General features: G+C 41.8%; 11 protein-coding genes. 7 read left to right on the forward strand and 4 right to left on the reverse strand.

Annotation, left to right across the window (positions count from 1 at the left end; translation table 11 throughout):
- The first annotated feature begins 69 nt into the window (after nt 1–69).
- Together INP83_RS00590 and INP83_RS00595 are read left to right on the forward strand one after the other, a co-directional pair.
- Nucleotides 70–831 carry a hypothetical protein gene (locus INP83_RS00590; RefSeq protein WP_219125903.1) on the forward strand — a complete coding sequence of 254 codons (762 nt, stop codon included), beginning with the start codon at nt 70–72 and terminating at the stop codon, nt 829–831.
- A gap of 200 nt (nt 832–1031) precedes the next feature.
- A complete protein-coding gene (locus tag INP83_RS00595) occupies nt 1032–1541 on the forward strand; it encodes a VIT family protein (RefSeq protein ID WP_146272354.1) in 510 nt (169 codons plus the stop codon).
- Nucleotides 1542–1615: 74 nt separating this feature from the next.
- Here the strand turns inward: INP83_RS00595 and INP83_RS00600 are convergent, their stop codons facing one another.
- The gene (locus tag INP83_RS00600; protein ID WP_219125904.1) at nt 1616–2845 is read right to left on the reverse strand and encodes an exo-alpha-sialidase; all 1230 of its coding nucleotides are present in this window, start codon (nt 2843–2845) and stop codon (nt 1616–1618) included.
- A gap of 219 nt (nt 2846–3064) precedes the next feature.
- Here INP83_RS00600 and INP83_RS00605 point away from each other — a divergent pair, with 219 nt between their 5' ends.
- Genes INP83_RS00605 through INP83_RS00620 form a run of 4 tightly spaced genes read left to right on the forward strand, consistent with a single transcriptional unit; the run spans nt 3065 to nt 9828 of the window.
- Nucleotides 3065–6082, forward strand: a complete 3018-nt coding sequence (locus tag INP83_RS00605) for a SusC/RagA family TonB-linked outer membrane protein (protein WP_219125905.1) — start codon at nt 3065–3067, stop codon at nt 6080–6082.
- Nucleotides 6083–6104: 22 nt separating this feature from the next.
- Nucleotides 6105–7697, forward strand: a complete 1593-nt coding sequence (locus INP83_RS00610) for a RagB/SusD family nutrient uptake outer membrane protein (RefSeq protein ID WP_219125906.1) — start codon at nt 6105–6107, stop codon at nt 7695–7697.
- A gap of 50 nt (nt 7698–7747) precedes the next feature.
- On the forward strand, nt 7748–8824 hold the full coding sequence (locus INP83_RS00615) for a phosphatidylinositol-specific phospholipase C1-like protein (protein WP_219125907.1): 1077 nt from the start codon (nt 7748–7750) through the stop codon (nt 8822–8824).
- 35 nt (nt 8825–8859) lie between these two features.
- The gene (locus INP83_RS00620) at nt 8860–9828 is read left to right on the forward strand and encodes a metallophosphoesterase (RefSeq protein WP_219125908.1); all 969 of its coding nucleotides are present in this window, start codon (nt 8860–8862) and stop codon (nt 9826–9828) included.
- 172 nt (nt 9829–10000) lie between these two features.
- Here INP83_RS00620 and INP83_RS00625 read toward each other — a convergent pair whose 3' ends face one another.
- The gene (locus INP83_RS00625; protein ID WP_146272349.1) at nt 10001–11353 is read right to left on the reverse strand and encodes an exopolysaccharide biosynthesis polyprenyl glycosylphosphotransferase; all 1353 of its coding nucleotides are present in this window, start codon (nt 11351–11353) and stop codon (nt 10001–10003) included.
- A gap of 217 nt (nt 11354–11570) precedes the next feature.
- Entirely contained in the window at nt 11571–12431 is an 861-nt protein-coding gene (locus INP83_RS00630) for an AraC family transcriptional regulator (RefSeq protein ID WP_219125909.1), read from the reverse strand.
- A 300-nt stretch (nt 12432–12731) separates the two neighbouring features.
- On the opposite strand from INP83_RS00630, the gene INP83_RS00635 reads away from it, so the two are divergent.
- Nucleotides 12732–14858: a glycoside hydrolase family 3 N-terminal domain-containing protein gene (locus INP83_RS00635; protein ID WP_255563218.1), complete on the forward strand. Its 2127-nt coding sequence runs from the start codon at nt 12732–12734 to the stop codon at nt 14856–14858.
- Nucleotides 14859–14941: 83 nt separating this feature from the next.
- On the opposite strand, the gene INP83_RS00640 is transcribed toward INP83_RS00635, so the two are convergent.
- A complete protein-coding gene (locus INP83_RS00640; protein WP_219125911.1) occupies nt 14942–17203 on the reverse strand; it encodes a GH92 family glycosyl hydrolase in 2262 nt (753 codons plus the stop codon).
- Nucleotides 17204–17215: the final 12 nt, after the last annotated feature.

The raw sequence follows: 17215 nt of genomic DNA on the forward strand, positions 1-17215 counted from the left end.
GCATGCTGCCTTCTTCAAGATAAAATCAGATTTACCTGATAGGTTCGCCTCAGTAAAGCGGTCTTAAAAATGAAGAAGATATTTTTCCTGCTTATCCTGGCTTGCCATTGCTTCCCTTTATTGGCACAGGATAATTACGAAATACAGGTTTATGGGTCTGAAACTGTGGAAAAAGGCCGAACCATGGTTGAGCTGCACTCAAATAACACTTTAAAAGGCAGTAAAACCATTAACGAGTATGGGATGCTGCCTACCAACCACGTAGAACACGAAACAATAGAAATTACCCATGGCTGGACGCCGTGGTTTGAAACCGGCTTTTACTTTTTCAATTCCGTTGGCAATGATGGGCGATCGGCCTATGTTGGTTCTCATATACGCCCACGAGTTGCTGCGCCAACTGATTGGAAGTGGCCTGTTGGTGTTAGCTTGTCGCTTGAGTTTGGCTTTCAACGCTCGGCTTTTGACCCTAATACCGAAACATTGGAGATAAGACCTATAGTCGACAAAAAATTAGACAAGGTCTATCTATCCTTTAACCCTACAATGGAAAAAAGCTTTAGAGGACCAGACCGCAGTGCGGGCCTCATTTTCTCGCCCAACTTAAAAGGCAGCTATGACGTAACTAAGGTAATAGCCCTCGGCCTGGAATATTATGGCAGCACGGGCCCATTATTCCACTTTAATCGGCTTGGCCAGCAGGACCATCAAATATTCATTGCAAGCGACCTCGATTTTAGTGCCAATTGGGAGGTGAATTTTGGCTATGGCATCGGTTCGCAACAGGCAGACAGGTCAATTATTAAATTAATATTGGGCAGACGGTTTTAAAACGCTTATCCCAAATGGCACTCGAACTATAGATCAGAAGCTTCAAGATCGGGGCGTGAAAGCCTTTTTGTTTGGAGACGCACTTAGTTAGAAGAAGGCACGATTAAAAAGCGAATTCGCGATGCTGTATCGTTTATAATTTGTCTAATTATCAATATGTTGTATTTAAAACAATAGTATATTTTCTTAGTCTTGGATATATGTCAAATAAAAAAAATGGAAAAAGGGAAAGTGATGCGCAATACGTATTACAAAAAGTTCAGCCAGCACTATTAGGCCTGATGGACGGGTCTGTGTCAACGCTGGCGCCGCTATTTGCCGCTGCAGGATTGACACATCAAGCCCACAAAGCATTTTTTGTTGGGCTTGCTGCATCTCTTGGCGCTGGCATTAGCATGGGGTTAGCTGAAGCGTTATCTGACGATGGGAAAGTTACCGGCCGGGGCAGCCCCATTTCAAGAGGTGTAATTACCGGTGTTGCTACGGCTATTGGAGGGATGTTACATACTTTGCCGTTTCTGATTCAAAATATTAATACTGCATTACACTTTGCTTACGGAGTTGTAGCTTTTGAATTGGTTGCAATTGCAATGATCAGGTACAAGTTCATGAAATCGCCGCTGTGGTCAACCATTTTACAAGTAATTGTCGGCGGTGGTATCGTGTTCTTCTTGGGAATTTGGTTAGGTAAATTAGGTGTCAGCGATTAGCTGAACTAACTTTGTAATATTTTTTAATTGAAATTAATATGGCGACAACTAAACATTGCCGCCATATCACTTTCTTATTTCGAAAGCGACCAGTTGATCGATTTAAAAACAATTTCACTGTAATTATCCTTTTCGTAAATAACACCCAGGTGTTTATCCGATAACTTGACAAGGTCGCTGTAAGCAGCGTAGTCACCTTTGTAGCTTTGGGGTGCCTTTGCGATAGTGCAAGCAATTGGCCACGTCTCACCGCTATCTTTACTGATACGCAAAGTAAGGTTATCCCTATTAACAGTATCTCTTGCATTGCAGAAGGCTAACATAGCTTTGCCTCCTGTGAGACCTATATTGATGATGCTCCCCTGGCAAACGGGATCTGGCAGTTGTTTATCAAAATAAGTTTTGTTCCAGGTCTTACCGCCGTCGTTACTCAATGCTACTATTCGTTGTTTAATATCACCTAACTGGTTCCGGGCATTGATCATTAATCTGCTAACGGTTAGTTCAACAGCCATAGATTCGTTTCCACCCGAAATATTTACATCATTGCTTAGCTTAAAACTTCCACCGTGATCATCTGTGTAAAAGCCATGGATGCGGCCATCTGCATAATTTTTTTGCGGCTTACCGCTCGAATGATTTGCCGCGACATATATGCGTCCCTTAAAACGGCCTTGGGTTAGCTGGATTGCGTGGCCAGGGCCATTTGCATAGCTCCGCCAGTCCTCAGGATAATTGTAGGCGCTGTTTATCTGCGGTTGATTAGGCTTATGCACTTGACTTGCTATGTTTACCGGAGCTGACCATGTCAAACCGTTATCAACCGAGGTAATATACCATACCTCGCGCAAACCCTGCCCTTTCCTTATTTCATTCTCCGGTTTGTCGCCGGTATTATAGAACAAAAATACCCGTCCGCTGGGATAGCGAGGATCGTTTTTATCTACAACCGGGCCGGGATTATTAGCTTGCAGTGCATCATTAGATACTACAACATTAAGCGCTCCCCAATGCAACCCATTATCCTTACTTATCTTACTAACTATCTTTACATTGCCGAAATCGCCTGCGTTGTTAACCCTGCCTTCACAAAAACCAATAAGATCATTATTAGGAAGTTTTATAATTGCAGGTATCCTAAAGCTTTTAAAGCCATCATTCCCTGATACAAATACAGGCACATCTTGCGCTACCGAAGCTCGTCCACCAAAAAACAGCAGCAACACCAAGCTGACATAAAAAACCTCATTAAAATCATTTTCAGAATTATATTTCACGTTGTTCACCGGTCGAAACCTCATCATCCTAAACGGTAAATCCAAGTTAAGGATTGTTCAATCGACTACCGCATTGTAATTAATTGTTACCTAACCATTATTATTCTGTTTACAAAATCGGGCAAAAATGGCTGCATATGCTTCAACCGCATACATAAGCTAATATTCAATTCACATTACGGCAACAGAACCGCCGTTACTTTGCACCAATTAAAAACACAACTCCCAAACTTCAAACAAATTATTATGAAACAAATTTACCAGCATTTTTTTGATGATGGCAAAATATACCAGAAGCATTTTTTGCTTTTGCTATGTGCGTTCATTATCAGCGTATTGCCGGCAATGTCGCAAACCGGCAGAACGATAAGAGGTACCGTAACAGACGAAACCCGCGAGCCGCTTCCCGGCGTATCTGTCGTTGTTGTTGGCACCAACACAGGTGTTATTACCGATGCAAAAGGTAATTACGCACTTAATGTATCGGGCGCTAACGCAACCATCAGGTTCAGCTTTATAGGTTATTTGCCTAAAGATGTGATCGTAGGCCCAAGCACAACTATCAATGCTAACCTTGTTCCGGATGCTAAACAACTTAAAGATGTTGTAGTAATTGGTTACGGTACGGCCAGTAAAAAGGATGTTACCGGTGCTATTACTACTTTAAAATCAGAAGAGTTTAACGTAGGTGCAACCACCACGCCTGCCGAACTTCTACAGGGTAAGGTAGCAGGTTTAAACATCACTAAAAGCGGCGACCCTAATACTGCTCCATCAGTGGTATTAAGGGGCCCTTCAACTATCCGCTCAACAGGTGGTGCACAGGAGCCATTTTACGTTATTGACGGTGTGCCTGGCGCTTCTATTGATGTACTTGCTCCTTCAGATATCGAAACAATCGATGTGTTAAAGGACGCATCCTCGACAGCTATTTATGGTTCACGTGCGGCCAATGGTGTTATCATCATCACCACAAAAAAATCTAAATCGGGCCAAAGCCATTTAAACTACAGTGGATATGCTACTGTGCAGGAAGTTTCTAAGAAGATAAATATGCTTACCGGAGATGAGTTGCGTAAATATCTTGCAGATAACGGCGTTGCGCCTTTAGCAAAGCCACTTGATGATGATGGCTCAAACACCAACTGGCAAAACCTTGTTGAGCGCAAAGGCTACTCGCAAAACCATAATTTAAGCTACAACGGTGCAAGCAACAGTGCCGACTACGGCGCAAGCGTTAACTATTTTAAAAACGAGGGCGTACTTAAACGCACAGCTCTTGAAAGAACGATTTACAGAGGTTACGTAAATCAGCGTTTTTTTGATAACCGCCTGCGTTTAAACTTAAACCTTACAAACAGTAACACCAATAGCGATGATATTTATCAGGGCAACGTATTGCCTGCTATGCTGTTCTACCTACCTACTGTAGGCCCTTTTAATCCTGATGGCAGCTACAAGGAAAACTACACCCGTACCGGTAGCGGAACCTTAAACCCGCTATCTTTATTAGATAACAATACCATAAAGATAAATGATAACAAAACATTAATAAACGGTATCGTTTCGGTTGACATTATCAGGGGTTTAAAATTTACCCTTAGCGGTTCACAGCAGCGCGATCAGTATAACTATAATAGTTACCTGAATAGTAAATCAGGTTTAGCGGTAAACCTTAACGGTGTTGCCCGTCGTTCGGCTATTTTAAACACAAATAATATTATCGAATCGTATTTTAACTACGACAGAGAATTTGGCCGCCACTCATTAAAGTTATTAGCAGGTTACTCTTATCAGCAAAACAAAACCAATAATGGTTTTGGCGTGCAAACCCAAAACTTTAGTAACGACAACCTTACTTACAACAACCTGTTCTTGTCAAACCCGGCATCGGTATCTCAAATTGCATTTGATAATGCGCCCATATCTACGCTTCGCTTGATATCATACTACGGCCGCGCTCAATACCAGTTTGCCGACAAATACCTTGTACAGGCATCTCTACGTGACGACGGTTCCTCAGCATTTGGAGCTAACCACCGCTACGGTCTGTTCCCTGCGGCATCTGTTGGTTGGAGGATCATCAATGAAGACTTTATGCAGAAACTTCCTGTGTTCAGTGATCTGAAACTTCGTGCAGGTTACGGTAAATCCGGTAACAGTGTTGGTTTTGATGCATTCTCGTCAATACTTATCTATGGTACACAAACCGTTAACGGTGCCAGCAGCAAATTCCTTTCAAACGGAAACATAACCAATGCCATTGGCCCGGTACGTAACGAGAACCCCGACCTTAAATGGGAAAGTACCGCTACCACCAACATCGGTTTAGATTTCGGCTTATTTAAAAACCGCATTACCGGTTCGGTAGATTACTACATCAAGAAAACATCTGACCTTATCTACGACCAATACCCTGTATCGTTAACACAATACTTCACCAATACTATTACTGCAAACGCAGGCAAAATAAGCAATAAGGGTATCGAGGTAGTTATAAGCGCAACCGCAGTTAAAACAAACTCTTTCAGCTGGAGAACATCGATAAACGCATCTCACAATAAAAACGTTGTTGAAAGTTTATCAAAAGGCCAGTTCAATCTGCCATCTTTTTATACTGCTCAATTGGGTGGTAAAGGTCAGTCGGGCAACTTCAGCCAAATTGTGCAGCCTGGTCAGCCTATCGGTACGTTCTACCTGTGGCACTACATGGGTAAAAACGAAAATGGCGTAAGTACTTACCAAAACGCTGCCGGCAACACCATTGCTACCCAACCCCTAACAACTGATCAACGCATTGCAGGTAACGCACAGCCAACATTAATTTACGGCTGGACCAACACCTTCACCTACAAGGCCTTTGACCTTAACTTCCTGATAAGAGGTGTTACCGGTAACAAGATCTTAAATGCAACCTTAGCAAACCTTAATAATCCGGCAGACGCCAAACTGCAGAACATACCAAGGTTTACCATGGGCGAATCTTTTAAGGATATCAATGCGTATCTGATATCAGATCGTTTCCTTGAAAGCGGCTCATACTTGCGCTTAGACAACGCCACTTTAGGTTACACTATTAAGCCAAAAATCCCGGCTATTAAATCTGTTCGTTTATACCTGTCAGGTAACAACCTGTTTGTGATCACCAAATTCAGAGGTATTGATCCGGAGATCAATATTGGTGGTTTAACACCGGGTATTGATAACAACAACTATTATCCAAAAACGCGTACGTTCTTATTTGGCTTAAACGCGTCATTTTAACTAATCCCAACGATAAATTATCATGAAAAAGATATATTCATTATTAGCAGGATGCGCGGTTATAGCTGCCGTTAGCTCTTGTACCAAGTTAGATGTACCTGTAGAATCGCAGTATGTGAAATCTAACTTCCCTTCTACTACCGCCGATTATAATGCCTTAACAGGTACTATGTACTCAAACCTGTCATCAAACTTTGCAGTAAACTACTGGAGATTGCAGGAACTTTCTACCGACGAGGCTATCCTTCCTGCACGTGATGGTAACTTTGATGATGGTGGCCAATACCGCCAGCTACACTACCACACCTGGACAGCAGACCACCCTACCGTTACCGCTATATGGCAATGGGGTTTCAGCGGTATTAACACCTGTAACCGTCTGTTAACCGTAATTGATGCAGCTAATTCGCCTGCTTCTACCAAAACAGCTTATACTGCCGAGATAAAGGCAATGCGTGCTTTGTACTACTACTTTATGATGGATACTTACGGTAACGTACCTATCATCACTTCTTTCCCGGTTGCTACTCCGCCTGCAAACCAACCGAGAGCTAAAGTTTTTGACTTTATAGAAAGCGAGTTAAAAGCTGTGTTACCGTTACTACCTGCAAAAAGCAACAGCCTTGCAACCAATACCATGCAATATGGCCGTCCTACCAAAGGGATGGTTTTCGCGCTACTTGCTAAAATGTATTTGAACGCACCGGTTTATAATGGTACCAACCGTAACCAGGATGTTGTAACCATGGCAGACAGCGTACAGCGTAATACCAATTACTCGTTAGATACAAGGTTCCGCGATGTATTTTTACCAAACAACGGCCCGCAGATCAACGAAACAATTTTTGCAATCCCTTATGATCAGCAAATACCGGGTAACCAATTCACCCGTTTCGGATTTTTCTTCTACCTGGCGCAGGCATATGGCTTTAATGTCAACCTGAGTATCGCTATGAGCACTACCCCGGAGTTTTATAATCGCTTTAATATACCAAACGACTTCCGTACCAAGACTTGGTTAGCAGGGCCGCAATACTATCCTGATGGTAACGGCGGTTTTACCAGTCAACCGGTTTATTATCCCAATACCACCACCCAGATCAATATCAATCCGGTGCTAACATTGATTCCGGGCAAACCTATGGACTTAGGTAATACCATCGCAAGCCAATCTGAAGGTGTGCGTTCTATCAAATACTACCCAGATCCGCAGATCATACAATCAACCCGTTTAAATGGTAACGACGTTCCGGTATTTAGGTTAGCTGATGTTTACCTGATGAAAGCTGAAGCCATTTTGCGTGGTGCTACCCCAACCGTTATCAATGGTGATGCACAAACGCCGATTACTTTGGTAAACAAACTGCGTGCCCGCGCCGGTGCCCAAACAGCGCAAAGCATAGACCTGAACAGCTTGCTTGACGAACGCGCACGTGAATTATCATGGGAAGCATGGCGCAGGAACGACCTGATCAGGTACGGTATTTTTGAGAAAGAGTATCCGCTGCCTAACGATAACCTGAAGATGAATACAGACCCTACCCGAAGGTTGTATCCAATACCTTCAACAGAATTGAAAACTAACCCTAACTTAGTTCAAAACCAGGGTTACTAAAATACCATAAGCACAGCCGGTTTAAACCGGCTGTGCTATTTTATAATATTATGAAAAATCTACTAAGCATATTTCTCATCACGCTTTTACCGGTTATTACTAACGATGCTCCTGGCGATAATACACCTATTAACCATTTGCAAATGATAGGGTCGCACAATAGCTATAAAAGAGCAATTGATCCCAAGCTATTTAAACTATTGCAAAAGGCCGACTCTGTATCCATGTCTAAAATTGATTACGAGCATATTAGCCTTTCGGAACAGCTTGGCCTGGGTCTGCGTAACCTGGAGATTGATGTTTACGCAGATACCGCCGGCGGTAAGTATACCCACCCTAAAGGTCTGGATCTGGCTCCGGGGCAACCTGCATATGATACTGAAGGCCTGATGAAGAAGCCTGGCTTTAAGGTTTTTCATATACAGGATATAGACTATCGTACTAATTGTGCAACGTTTGCACTTTGCCTGCAGGAATTAAAAAAATGGTCAGAAGCGCATCCTAACCACTCACCCGTTTTCATAACCATGAATGCTAAAGATGAACCTATAAAAAGGCCGGGCTTTACTATCCCAGATAAGTTTACGCCTGCTATTTACGATAAGCTGGATAAGGAGATATTAGATAATTTAGGAGCAAAGCATCTGATAACCCCTGACGACGTCCGAGGCAAATACCAAACCCTGGAACAAGCCGTGTTGAAACAAAACTGGCCAAGTTTAAAACAAGCCAAGGGCAAATTCATATTCCTTTTGGATGAACCTGCGCCAAAAAACTTGGAGTATGTAAAAGGCCATCCATCATTAAAAGGCCGTGTATTGTTTATCAACGCGGAGCCGGGCATGCCAGAAGCGGCCATCTGCGTATTAAACAACGCCAAAAAGCAGCTAAGTGAAATAACGTCTCTTGTTAAAAAAGGCTACATCGTTCGTAGCCGCGCAGATAGCGATACCGAAGAAGCTCGTACTAATGATAAAAGCAGTTTTGAAGCCGCAATGCGTTCAGGTGCGCAGATAATCTCAACAGATTACTATAAAAAAAGCACTCACTTTAAATCAGATTATGTTGTGAGTTTCCCCGATGGCGGATACTTTCGCATGGATCCTGTTTTCAGCAAAAAGAATTAATATCATCACATTAGCTTAGCAACAACAGATACGTTATGAAACGCAGAAACTTCATTAAAAACACTGCCTTAACAACTTTAAGTGCATCGCTGGTTAGTCCGCTTGTGGCCTTGGCCGAAAACCGGGAAGTTACTCATTTTGAAAGTGAAGACCTTTCGGCAACTTCGCTGAAAGATGAGTATGATGTGCATTTTATCGCCCTTGGCGATTGGGGACGTAACGGCGAGTACGACCAAAATGAGGTAGCCAAACAAATGGGCTTGTGGGCTAAGAATAACCCACATGATTTTGTGGTATCTGTTGGCGATAACTTTTATCCAAAAGGTGTTGTAAGTGAGCATGATCCGCTTTGGAATTACTCTTTTGAAAATATTTACACCGCACATTCTCTCCAGTGCGATTGGTACCCGGTATTAGGCAATCACGATTACCACGCCGAACCCGAAGCGCAGATAACCTATAGTAAGGTTAGCCGTCGCTGGTGTATGCCGGCATTATATTATACCAAACAATACAAACTGGGTAATAATGATAAGCTTTTAATGCTTTTTATAGATACAGACCCCATGCTGCATGCTGATAAAAAAGAATATGTTGATAAGCAAATGGTGTGGATAGATGAACAGTTAAAAAAAGCCGACGATGTTAAGTGGAAAATGATCATTGGTCATCATCCGTATTATACCGTTGGTCCGCGTATCAAGAACTATGATACCTTAACCGTTCGCGAAAAGCTAAGCCCGGTTTTTAAAAAGTACAATGTGGATGTATACCTCTCGGGCCATGATCATTCCTTGCAGCACCTGAAGCCTGAGGGTGTTACTCACCAATTCATCTCAGGCGCCGGATCAGAGCTTACCCCTGTTTCAGAAGGTATCGCTTACAGCCGTTTCCAGGCATCAGACCACGGCTTCATGTATTTCGCCATCAACAACAGCAAGATCAGCGTAATGGCGATCAATGCAACAGGTAAAATACTTTATCAAACGGAGCTAACTAAGTAAGTTCATCAGCAACTAACTTCGCCGAACTAAGCCGTTATAGATTAATGCGATTAGAATATTACCGCTAAGTTTTGAGCAAAAGTTTGATATGGAAGTTATGCCGAGATGTCAGTTAATAATAAAAGGGGATCAATTTATAATCGATCCCCTTTTATTTTGAAGCCTTAAGCTATTACTTTCCTTTTAGCTGGGCCATTACTTTTATTGTCTTCAAAATAACAGACATCTCATTGTTGAAATTCATATTATTTAAGTAAACAAGGTCATGGTCTACACGATCGCACATCTGATCAAGGTTTTCTGCATAGCCATAATTAACTTGCCCCATTGAGGTAAGTCCTGGTTTTAGCTTCATCAACTTCTTGTAGTTTGGAGATCGCTGAATTAGCTGATCGATAAAGTACTGACGTTCGGGACGTGGACCAACCACAGACATGTCACCTTTAAGTACATTCCAAAACTGTGGTAGCTCATCTAAACGAGATTTGCGTATAACTCGTCCCCATTTCGTAATTCGTGGATCGTTATCTTTTGACAACTGAGGGCCTGCAGCTTCCGCGTTTACACGCATGCTCCTGAATTTATAAATTTTAAAAGGCTTACCGTTTTTACCTATCCGTTCCTGTGAGTAAAACACAGGACCTTTTGATGTAAATTTGGTTACAATTGCCAGCATTATAAATACCGGACAGCCGGGTATCATTACAAATAATGAAAACAACACATCAAAAGATCTTTTAAAAGCTTTCACTTTAAAAGACATCTCCGGGTTATGTGATAACTGAATAACAGGCAGATTACCATAATTAACAACCTTCGCTGTATTGTTTTCTAACACAAGGTCTGAAACAAACTTGATGGCAACGTTGTGATGGTCCCCAAAATCAACAATTTGTTCAACAAATGATGGCTCTAAAGCTTTATAACAAACAAACACCTCTCTAATTTTGCCATCTATAATTCGTTCAAATAATCTTGGCAGATCAATGTCATTTGAAATGTCCTCAAATAATGCCTGGTTTATTTCGTAACCGTATTCGGGATGATTATAAAATGTATTCTTCAGCTTTACAGTAGCATCAGGTGTACCAATTATCAGGATTTGCTTGTTATTAAATCCACGCATCCTGATGCTGTCTAACACCGCAAATATCAACGAACGTTCAACAACCATTAACGGGACAAAAACAAGGTAAGTAAATATGATCTGGGTTCTGCTTATATCGAAAAACTTAAAGAAATAAATGATACTTAACACTAACATCAAGTGGTAAGCCACCGAAGTGAAAAAAGAGCTCAGATTTTGCCTTAATACAAGCGGGCGATCAATGTAATAATTCTTCGTTAGAGAAGATATTGTGATCCATGTGAGGTTTGCCAGCAAAAAGAAATTGTCCATCTGTATTTCCGATGAATAATACCGGAATACAAAGTAGCTTGATATTGTTATAGCAAGATTTAGCATAACAAGATCGCTAACAAAGGTGAAAGGCTTAAGTAGTTTAGAGTACCGTATTGGTGCCATAATTTGTCTGTAAAGTTAAACAAAACTTTCTGAAGTTCGAAATAATCAACTGTCAGATGTAATTGTTACTAACTTTACAACGATTGTTGCCTTTTGTTTGATTTTTTTTAAAAAACTCTAAAAAAAAGTATTCCCCAAGGTTTTAAATTGAAAATCTGCCTTTTAGCTATCAAATAAAGGGATGTAATGAGTTATACTACAGATCGGCTATTACGTTTTAACTTGTAATTTTTTGTTGAAATAATAAAGGCGTAGTACCTTTAATTTTTTTGAAAGCTTTGTGAAAACTTGTCAAATTTCTAAAGCCTGCCTCATGAGCAATCTGTTTCATGCTCATATCTTCTTTGTGGATCAGTTTGCAGGCGTAACCTATCCGCATCTTCCATATAAAAGAAGATAGATTATCGTTCATCCTCGCTTTAAAGTAACGGCATAGCGATGTTGGGTTCATTGCCGCTACTTCTGATAGATCGTTAAGCGATATACTTTTTTGAAGATTCTTAGAAATATAATCTACAATGAGATCTATTCTCTTGTCGTCGTATACCGTAGCTTGTCCAAATCCGCTTGTTACCAAACTTTTTGTGGTTTGGTCGTATGCTATGAGTCCTAAAGCTTTAATAAGCAATGCAAGTCGCTCGTAACTCCTGGCATTGGTCATTTGTATAAGACACTCCGCCACCTGCCCAGCCGAAGCGCCGACTTTGACTCCTTGTTTAGAGCTTTCCAGTAATTTGAAAACCTCATGGCACTCGGGTAAATTAAAAAATGTGTTACCGCAAAAGTTACGCTCAAAATGTATCACGTACACTTCAACCGGTTTGCTGTTGTCGGTTAAAAAGTACTTTTCTTTAAATCGCCAGTAATGTTCTAAATGGGGGCCGATTAGCAGGATGTCGCCATCTGAAAACTCAGTAATACTGTCACCTATATATTGGGTACCACTTCCCTTTTTGAAATAGATGAGTTCAAATTCCTGATGGTAATGCCAACGGTTATTAATGCAGGGTAAATGATCAACCCTAAAGCTGAAAGATGCGTCAGTTTCGCTACCAGATTTTATTAAATTTGGTTTCATATTAATCGGGGCATTAAAACACCCTTAAATTATGATAAAATTCGTAAATAAAAAGGCAATTAGATTGAATTTTAACATTTAGAATATTGCTAAACCGATTTATTTTAACGAAATGGCGTATAAACCTTTTTAATTTTTTTATAAAGTACTCTGTTCATCTCATTTTTATCAGTTAGATTATCCAAGAAAATGCATCTTTATCAATACTTTTTAAAATTCAACATTATGTTTCGGATTGTTTTGAAGCTTCGGTCGATATTTTTTTCAAAATCAGGTGCACTATCTTTATCGTTTTACATCTTGTTTCTCCTGCCAGCAATAACATTCAATGCAGCAGCACAAACCGGTTACAAAGACCCATCTTTGCCCATTGACAGCAGGGTTCAGTTACTGATAAAGGAATTAACACTTGAGGAAAAGGTCTCCCTTTTAGGCTATAGAAGCAAAGCTGTTCCAAGGTTAAATATCCCGGCTTATAACTGGTGGAACGAGGGTTTGCACGGTGTTGCCAGGGCTGGTAATGCTACGGTATTCCCTCAATCTATCGGCATGGCAGCTACATTTGATGAGGACCTTATACAATCCGTAGGAAATACTATTTCTACAGAGGCAAGGGCCAAGTACAATCTCTCCACCGCTAAAAACAGGCATTTACAATACATGGGCTTAACCTTTTGGACACCCAACATCAATATTTTCAGAGACCCAAGATGGGGCCGCGGCCAGGAAACCTTCGGCGAGGACCCTTTTCTGACCTCAAAAATAGGTGTTGCCTTTGTTAAGGGTATACAGGGTAATGATCCTTTGCACCTAAAGGCTGCAGCTACAGCCAAACACTTTGTGGCTCATAGCGGCCCCGAGGCTACAAGAGATTATTTCAATGCCATTGTAGATGAGAAAGACCTGCGCGAAACTTACTTATACGCCTTTCATAAATTGGTTGATAATAATGTTGAATCGGTAATGACGGCTTACAACCGTGTAAACGGTGTACCTAATTCTATTAACAAAGTTCTGATTGGTGACATACTTAGAAAGGAATGGGGCTTTCAAGGGCACGTAGTTACCGATTGCGGGGCTTTAGATGATGTGTTCACTACCCACAAAACTCTTCCTAACGGTGTTGAGGCAGCGGCCGCTGCAATTAAAGCAGGCGTTGACCTGGATTGTTCAAGCGTTTTACAAAACGATATAGTGGAAGCTGTAAAACAAAAGCTGCTAACTGAAAAAGAAATTGACACCGCTTTAGGACGGATACTTAGAACGCAATTTAAACTCGGTTTCTACAATGACCCTGAAAAAAGTCCGTTCTACGGCTACCGCGCGGATAGCATCCATAACTACAACCATATAGAGCTTTCCCTTAAGGCAGCCGAAAAAAGTTTTGTACTGCTAAAAAACGATAAGAATATACTACCGCTAAACCGCGATAATTACAGCAGCATTATGGTACTTGGGCCAAATGCCGCCAATCTTGATGCCATGTTGGGAAGCTATCACGGCGTAAGCAGTAAAGTTGTAAACTTTGTTGAAGGTATAACTGCTGCCGTTGACCCGGCAACACGTGTTGAGTACGACCTTGGATGCGACTACCGAGATACCGTGCACTTCGGTGGTATATGGGGTGCGGGTAACGCAGAACTGACTGTTGCTGTGTTAGGCCTCTCACCAGTTTTGGAAGGCGAGGCCGGAGATGCTTTCTTATCAGATAATGGCGGCGACCGCAAGAATTTAGACTTGCCCGCAAGTGAAATTGCTTTTATGAAAGCTTTGCGAAAAGGCGTTAAAACCCCAATAGTTGCTGTGATAGCCGCAGGCAGCGCGGTGGATGTTTCTAAAATTGCTGATTATGCTGATGCCATTATCTATGCATGGTACCCAGGTGAACAAGGCGGCACCGCTTTGGCGAACATCCTGTTCGGAAAGATTAACCCTTCTGGTCACTTACCGGTTACTTTCTACAAATCGATAACAGATCTTCCGGCGTATGATGATTACCACATGAAGGGCCGCACCTACCGCTATTTTGATAAGCCTGTTGAGTATCCATTTGGTTTTGGTTTAAGTTATACCACTTTTGCTTATAGCACAACAAAAGCACCGGCAACATCCTTTAAGGCAAATCAAACCATTAGCATGGCGGCCAACGTTAAAAACACAGGCCCGGTTGACGGCGATGAAGTGTTACAAGCATACATTGTTTACCCTCAAACCAACGGCATGCCGCGCAAAGAGTTAAAGTTCTTTAAACGCGTATCAACCAAAAGCGGTGAAACCCAATCTGTAAACGTTGAGATACCTGTGAGCGAATTACAAAAATGGGATACCAAAGCACACAAATTCAAATTGTTCCCTGGTAATTATCAATTGATTTTGGGCAGTAACTCTGCCGATGAAAAACTTAAATACAATTTCACCATTAAATAAAACTGATGATAGGTAAAAGCAAAAGCCGTACGTTGATAGCGTACGGCTTTCGTTTTTTATGAGTGAATTATTTTGAATCGAATTTAGTTGACGATTGATGTAGGCCTATCCGCTACAGCTGTACCGAACGCGCCTGGCTTATCAGTCATCGTGATCACCATATCCCCGCCGGCAACCATATCAGCATGTTTAAAATAGCTTTTAGTGTAAGCTTTACCGTTCAGCTGCACACTGGTGATGTATTTATTTTTAGCGCTGTTATTTTTAACAGTTATTGTAAACTGCTTGCCCGATGGCAAATTGATCACCGCACTATTAACATTAGGACTGCCAAACACATAAGTTCCGTTTGCCGGATTTACTGGGTAAAAGCCCAGCGTTGACAACACGTACCAAGCCGACATTTGCCCAACATCCTCGTTACCGATGATACCATCTGCTTTGGTTGTATAGAAGTTATTGAGAATGTAGCGCACCTTATCAGCCGTTTTCCATGGCTGGCCAACATAGGCATATAAGTAAGTGATGTGATGGCTCGGCTCGTTACCATGAGCGTACTGCCCAATCAGTCCGGATATATCAGGCGAATGTTCAGCACCCAAATCTCCGCTTACAGTAAACAACGAATCAAGCTTTTTAGTGAAAGGTTTTTCTCCGCCTAATAAGGTAATCAGGCCTTCAACATCATGCGGTACCAGCCAAGTATATTGCCACGCGTTCCCTTCCGTATAGTCATCCTTCTCGTGCCTTGATTCAAATGGACTAAAAGGTGTGCGCCAGGTATCGGCTGTTACCTTGCCACGCATAAATCGGGTTTGCTTGTCAAAATACTTCTGGTAATTTTTAGCCCTGCCGCTAAAGTATTTGTAGTCGTCCATCTTGCCCAGCTTTTTTGCCATTTGGGCAATGCACCAATCGTTGATGGAATATTCGAGTCCCATAGCAACAGATTCGCGTGAGCTATCTGCCGGGATAAAACCTTCGCGTTTGACATATTTAAGTCCGCGCAGATCCAGCATTTGGGTAGTTTTCACAGCCTCGTATGCAAGATTCGCATCAAAGCCCTTAAAGCCTTTAAGGTAAGCATCAACAATTACCGGCACTGCGCTATTGCCCACCATGGTATTGGTTTCATTAGCCATCAAATGCCAAACAGGTAAACGGCCTTGCTGCTTGTAAATATTCAGCATGGTATTTACCATGTCTGGCACCCTATCAGGCTGCATAATAGTGTAAAGCGGGTTTGCAGAACGGTAAGTGTCCCAAAGGGAAAAAGTAGTCAGGTTTTTAAATGACGCATCTTTATGCACCTTTTTATCCGTGCCCCAATATTCGCCGTTAACATCGTTGAATGTTGATGGCGCTATCATGGTATGGTAAAGTGCTGTATAGAATTTTTTAAGTTGTGCCAACGAATCGGCCTTTATGGTAACCCTACCTAATTCCTTATTCCAGGCCATGTCAGCATCCGCCGCAACTTTGTTAAAATCCCAATCTGGTATCTCCGTTTTGATGTTCTGTAGTGCATTTGCACAACTCACCGGCGATATGCCCACTTTTATCTGAAGCTTTTGTGATGCAGTGCCATTGGCAAAAGTTACAGCACACCTGCTGTTCTTACCGGTAATGGTTACACCCTGCTTAAGTGCGGTACTGTCATAAACGGCAAATTTTGCTATCGGCTTTGAAAACACAGCGGTAAAATAAATACGCTGTGCCGGCGCCCATCCTCTTGAGAAACGGTAACCTTCAATAGTGTATTTATCTATTTGCTTTATATAGGCATCGGTGGTGCGGTCGGCTATGCCTTCGTTAAGATCGATAATTACGTTAGCCTGCTTACCCATAGGGAAGGTATATTGATGGAAGCCAACCCTTGTTGATGCCGTAAGCTCTGCTTTGATGTCATAGCGCTTTAATTTAACGCTGTAATAGCCGGGTTTAATTACTTCGTCTTTATGGCTAAATAATGAGAAATAGCCATTAGCAGGATCAACCAGGGTACCTTTATTAACGATGACCGGACCAGTAGTGGGCATAATTGATACGTCGCCCAGATCACCTATTCCCGTGCCGCTAAGGTGTGTGTGTTGAAAGCCGATTATGGTGGAGTCTGAAATATGATAACCGGAGCACCAATCCCAACCTTTTGAAATATTGGTTGGCCCCAATTGTACCGCGCCGAATGGCACATTGGCACCAACAAATACGTGGCCGTGAAAACCGGTACCAATGTATTGGTCTACATACTTTGTTAAGTTTTGCTTTGCTGCCCTATTTTGCGACTGCGCAACATTTGTAAGCGATAAAATGAATATAGCGAATAAGAAGAACTTGTTTTTCATCTTTTTAGATAA

The sequence above is a fragment of the Mucilaginibacter sp. 21P genome, assembly GCF_019331605.1.
Taxonomy (GTDB): Bacteria; Bacteroidota; Bacteroidia; order Sphingobacteriales; family Sphingobacteriaceae; genus Mucilaginibacter; species Mucilaginibacter achroorhodeus.

Bases quoted from the DNA above. Each gene is read 5' to 3' on its own strand.
- INP83_RS00590 (WP_219125903.1), top strand. From the start codon at position 70: ATGAAGAAGATATTTTTCCTGCTTATCCTGGCTTGCCATTGCTTCCCT.
- INP83_RS00595 (WP_146272354.1), top strand. From the start codon at position 1,032: ATGTCAAATAAAAAAAATGGAAAAAGGGAAAGTGATGCGCAATACGTA.
- INP83_RS00600 (WP_219125904.1), bottom strand. From the start codon at position 2,845: ATGATGAGGTTTCGACCGGTGAACAACGTGAAATATAATTCTGAAAAT.
- INP83_RS00605 (WP_219125905.1), top strand. From the start codon at position 3,065: ATGAAACAAATTTACCAGCATTTTTTTGATGATGGCAAAATATACCAG.
- INP83_RS00610 (WP_219125906.1), top strand. From the start codon at position 6,105: ATGAAAAAGATATATTCATTATTAGCAGGATGCGCGGTTATAGCTGCC.
- INP83_RS00615 (WP_219125907.1), top strand. From the start codon at position 7,748: ATGAAAAATCTACTAAGCATATTTCTCATCACGCTTTTACCGGTTATT.
- INP83_RS00620 (WP_219125908.1), top strand. From the start codon at position 8,860: ATGAAACGCAGAAACTTCATTAAAAACACTGCCTTAACAACTTTAAGT.
- INP83_RS00625 (WP_146272349.1), bottom strand. From the start codon at position 11,353: ATGGCACCAATACGGTACTCTAAACTACTTAAGCCTTTCACCTTTGTT.
- INP83_RS00630 (WP_219125909.1), bottom strand. From the start codon at position 12,431: ATGAAACCAAATTTAATAAAATCTGGTAGCGAAACTGACGCATCTTTC.
- INP83_RS00640 (WP_219125911.1), bottom strand. From the start codon at position 17,203: ATGAAAAACAAGTTCTTCTTATTCGCTATATTCATTTTATCGCTTACA.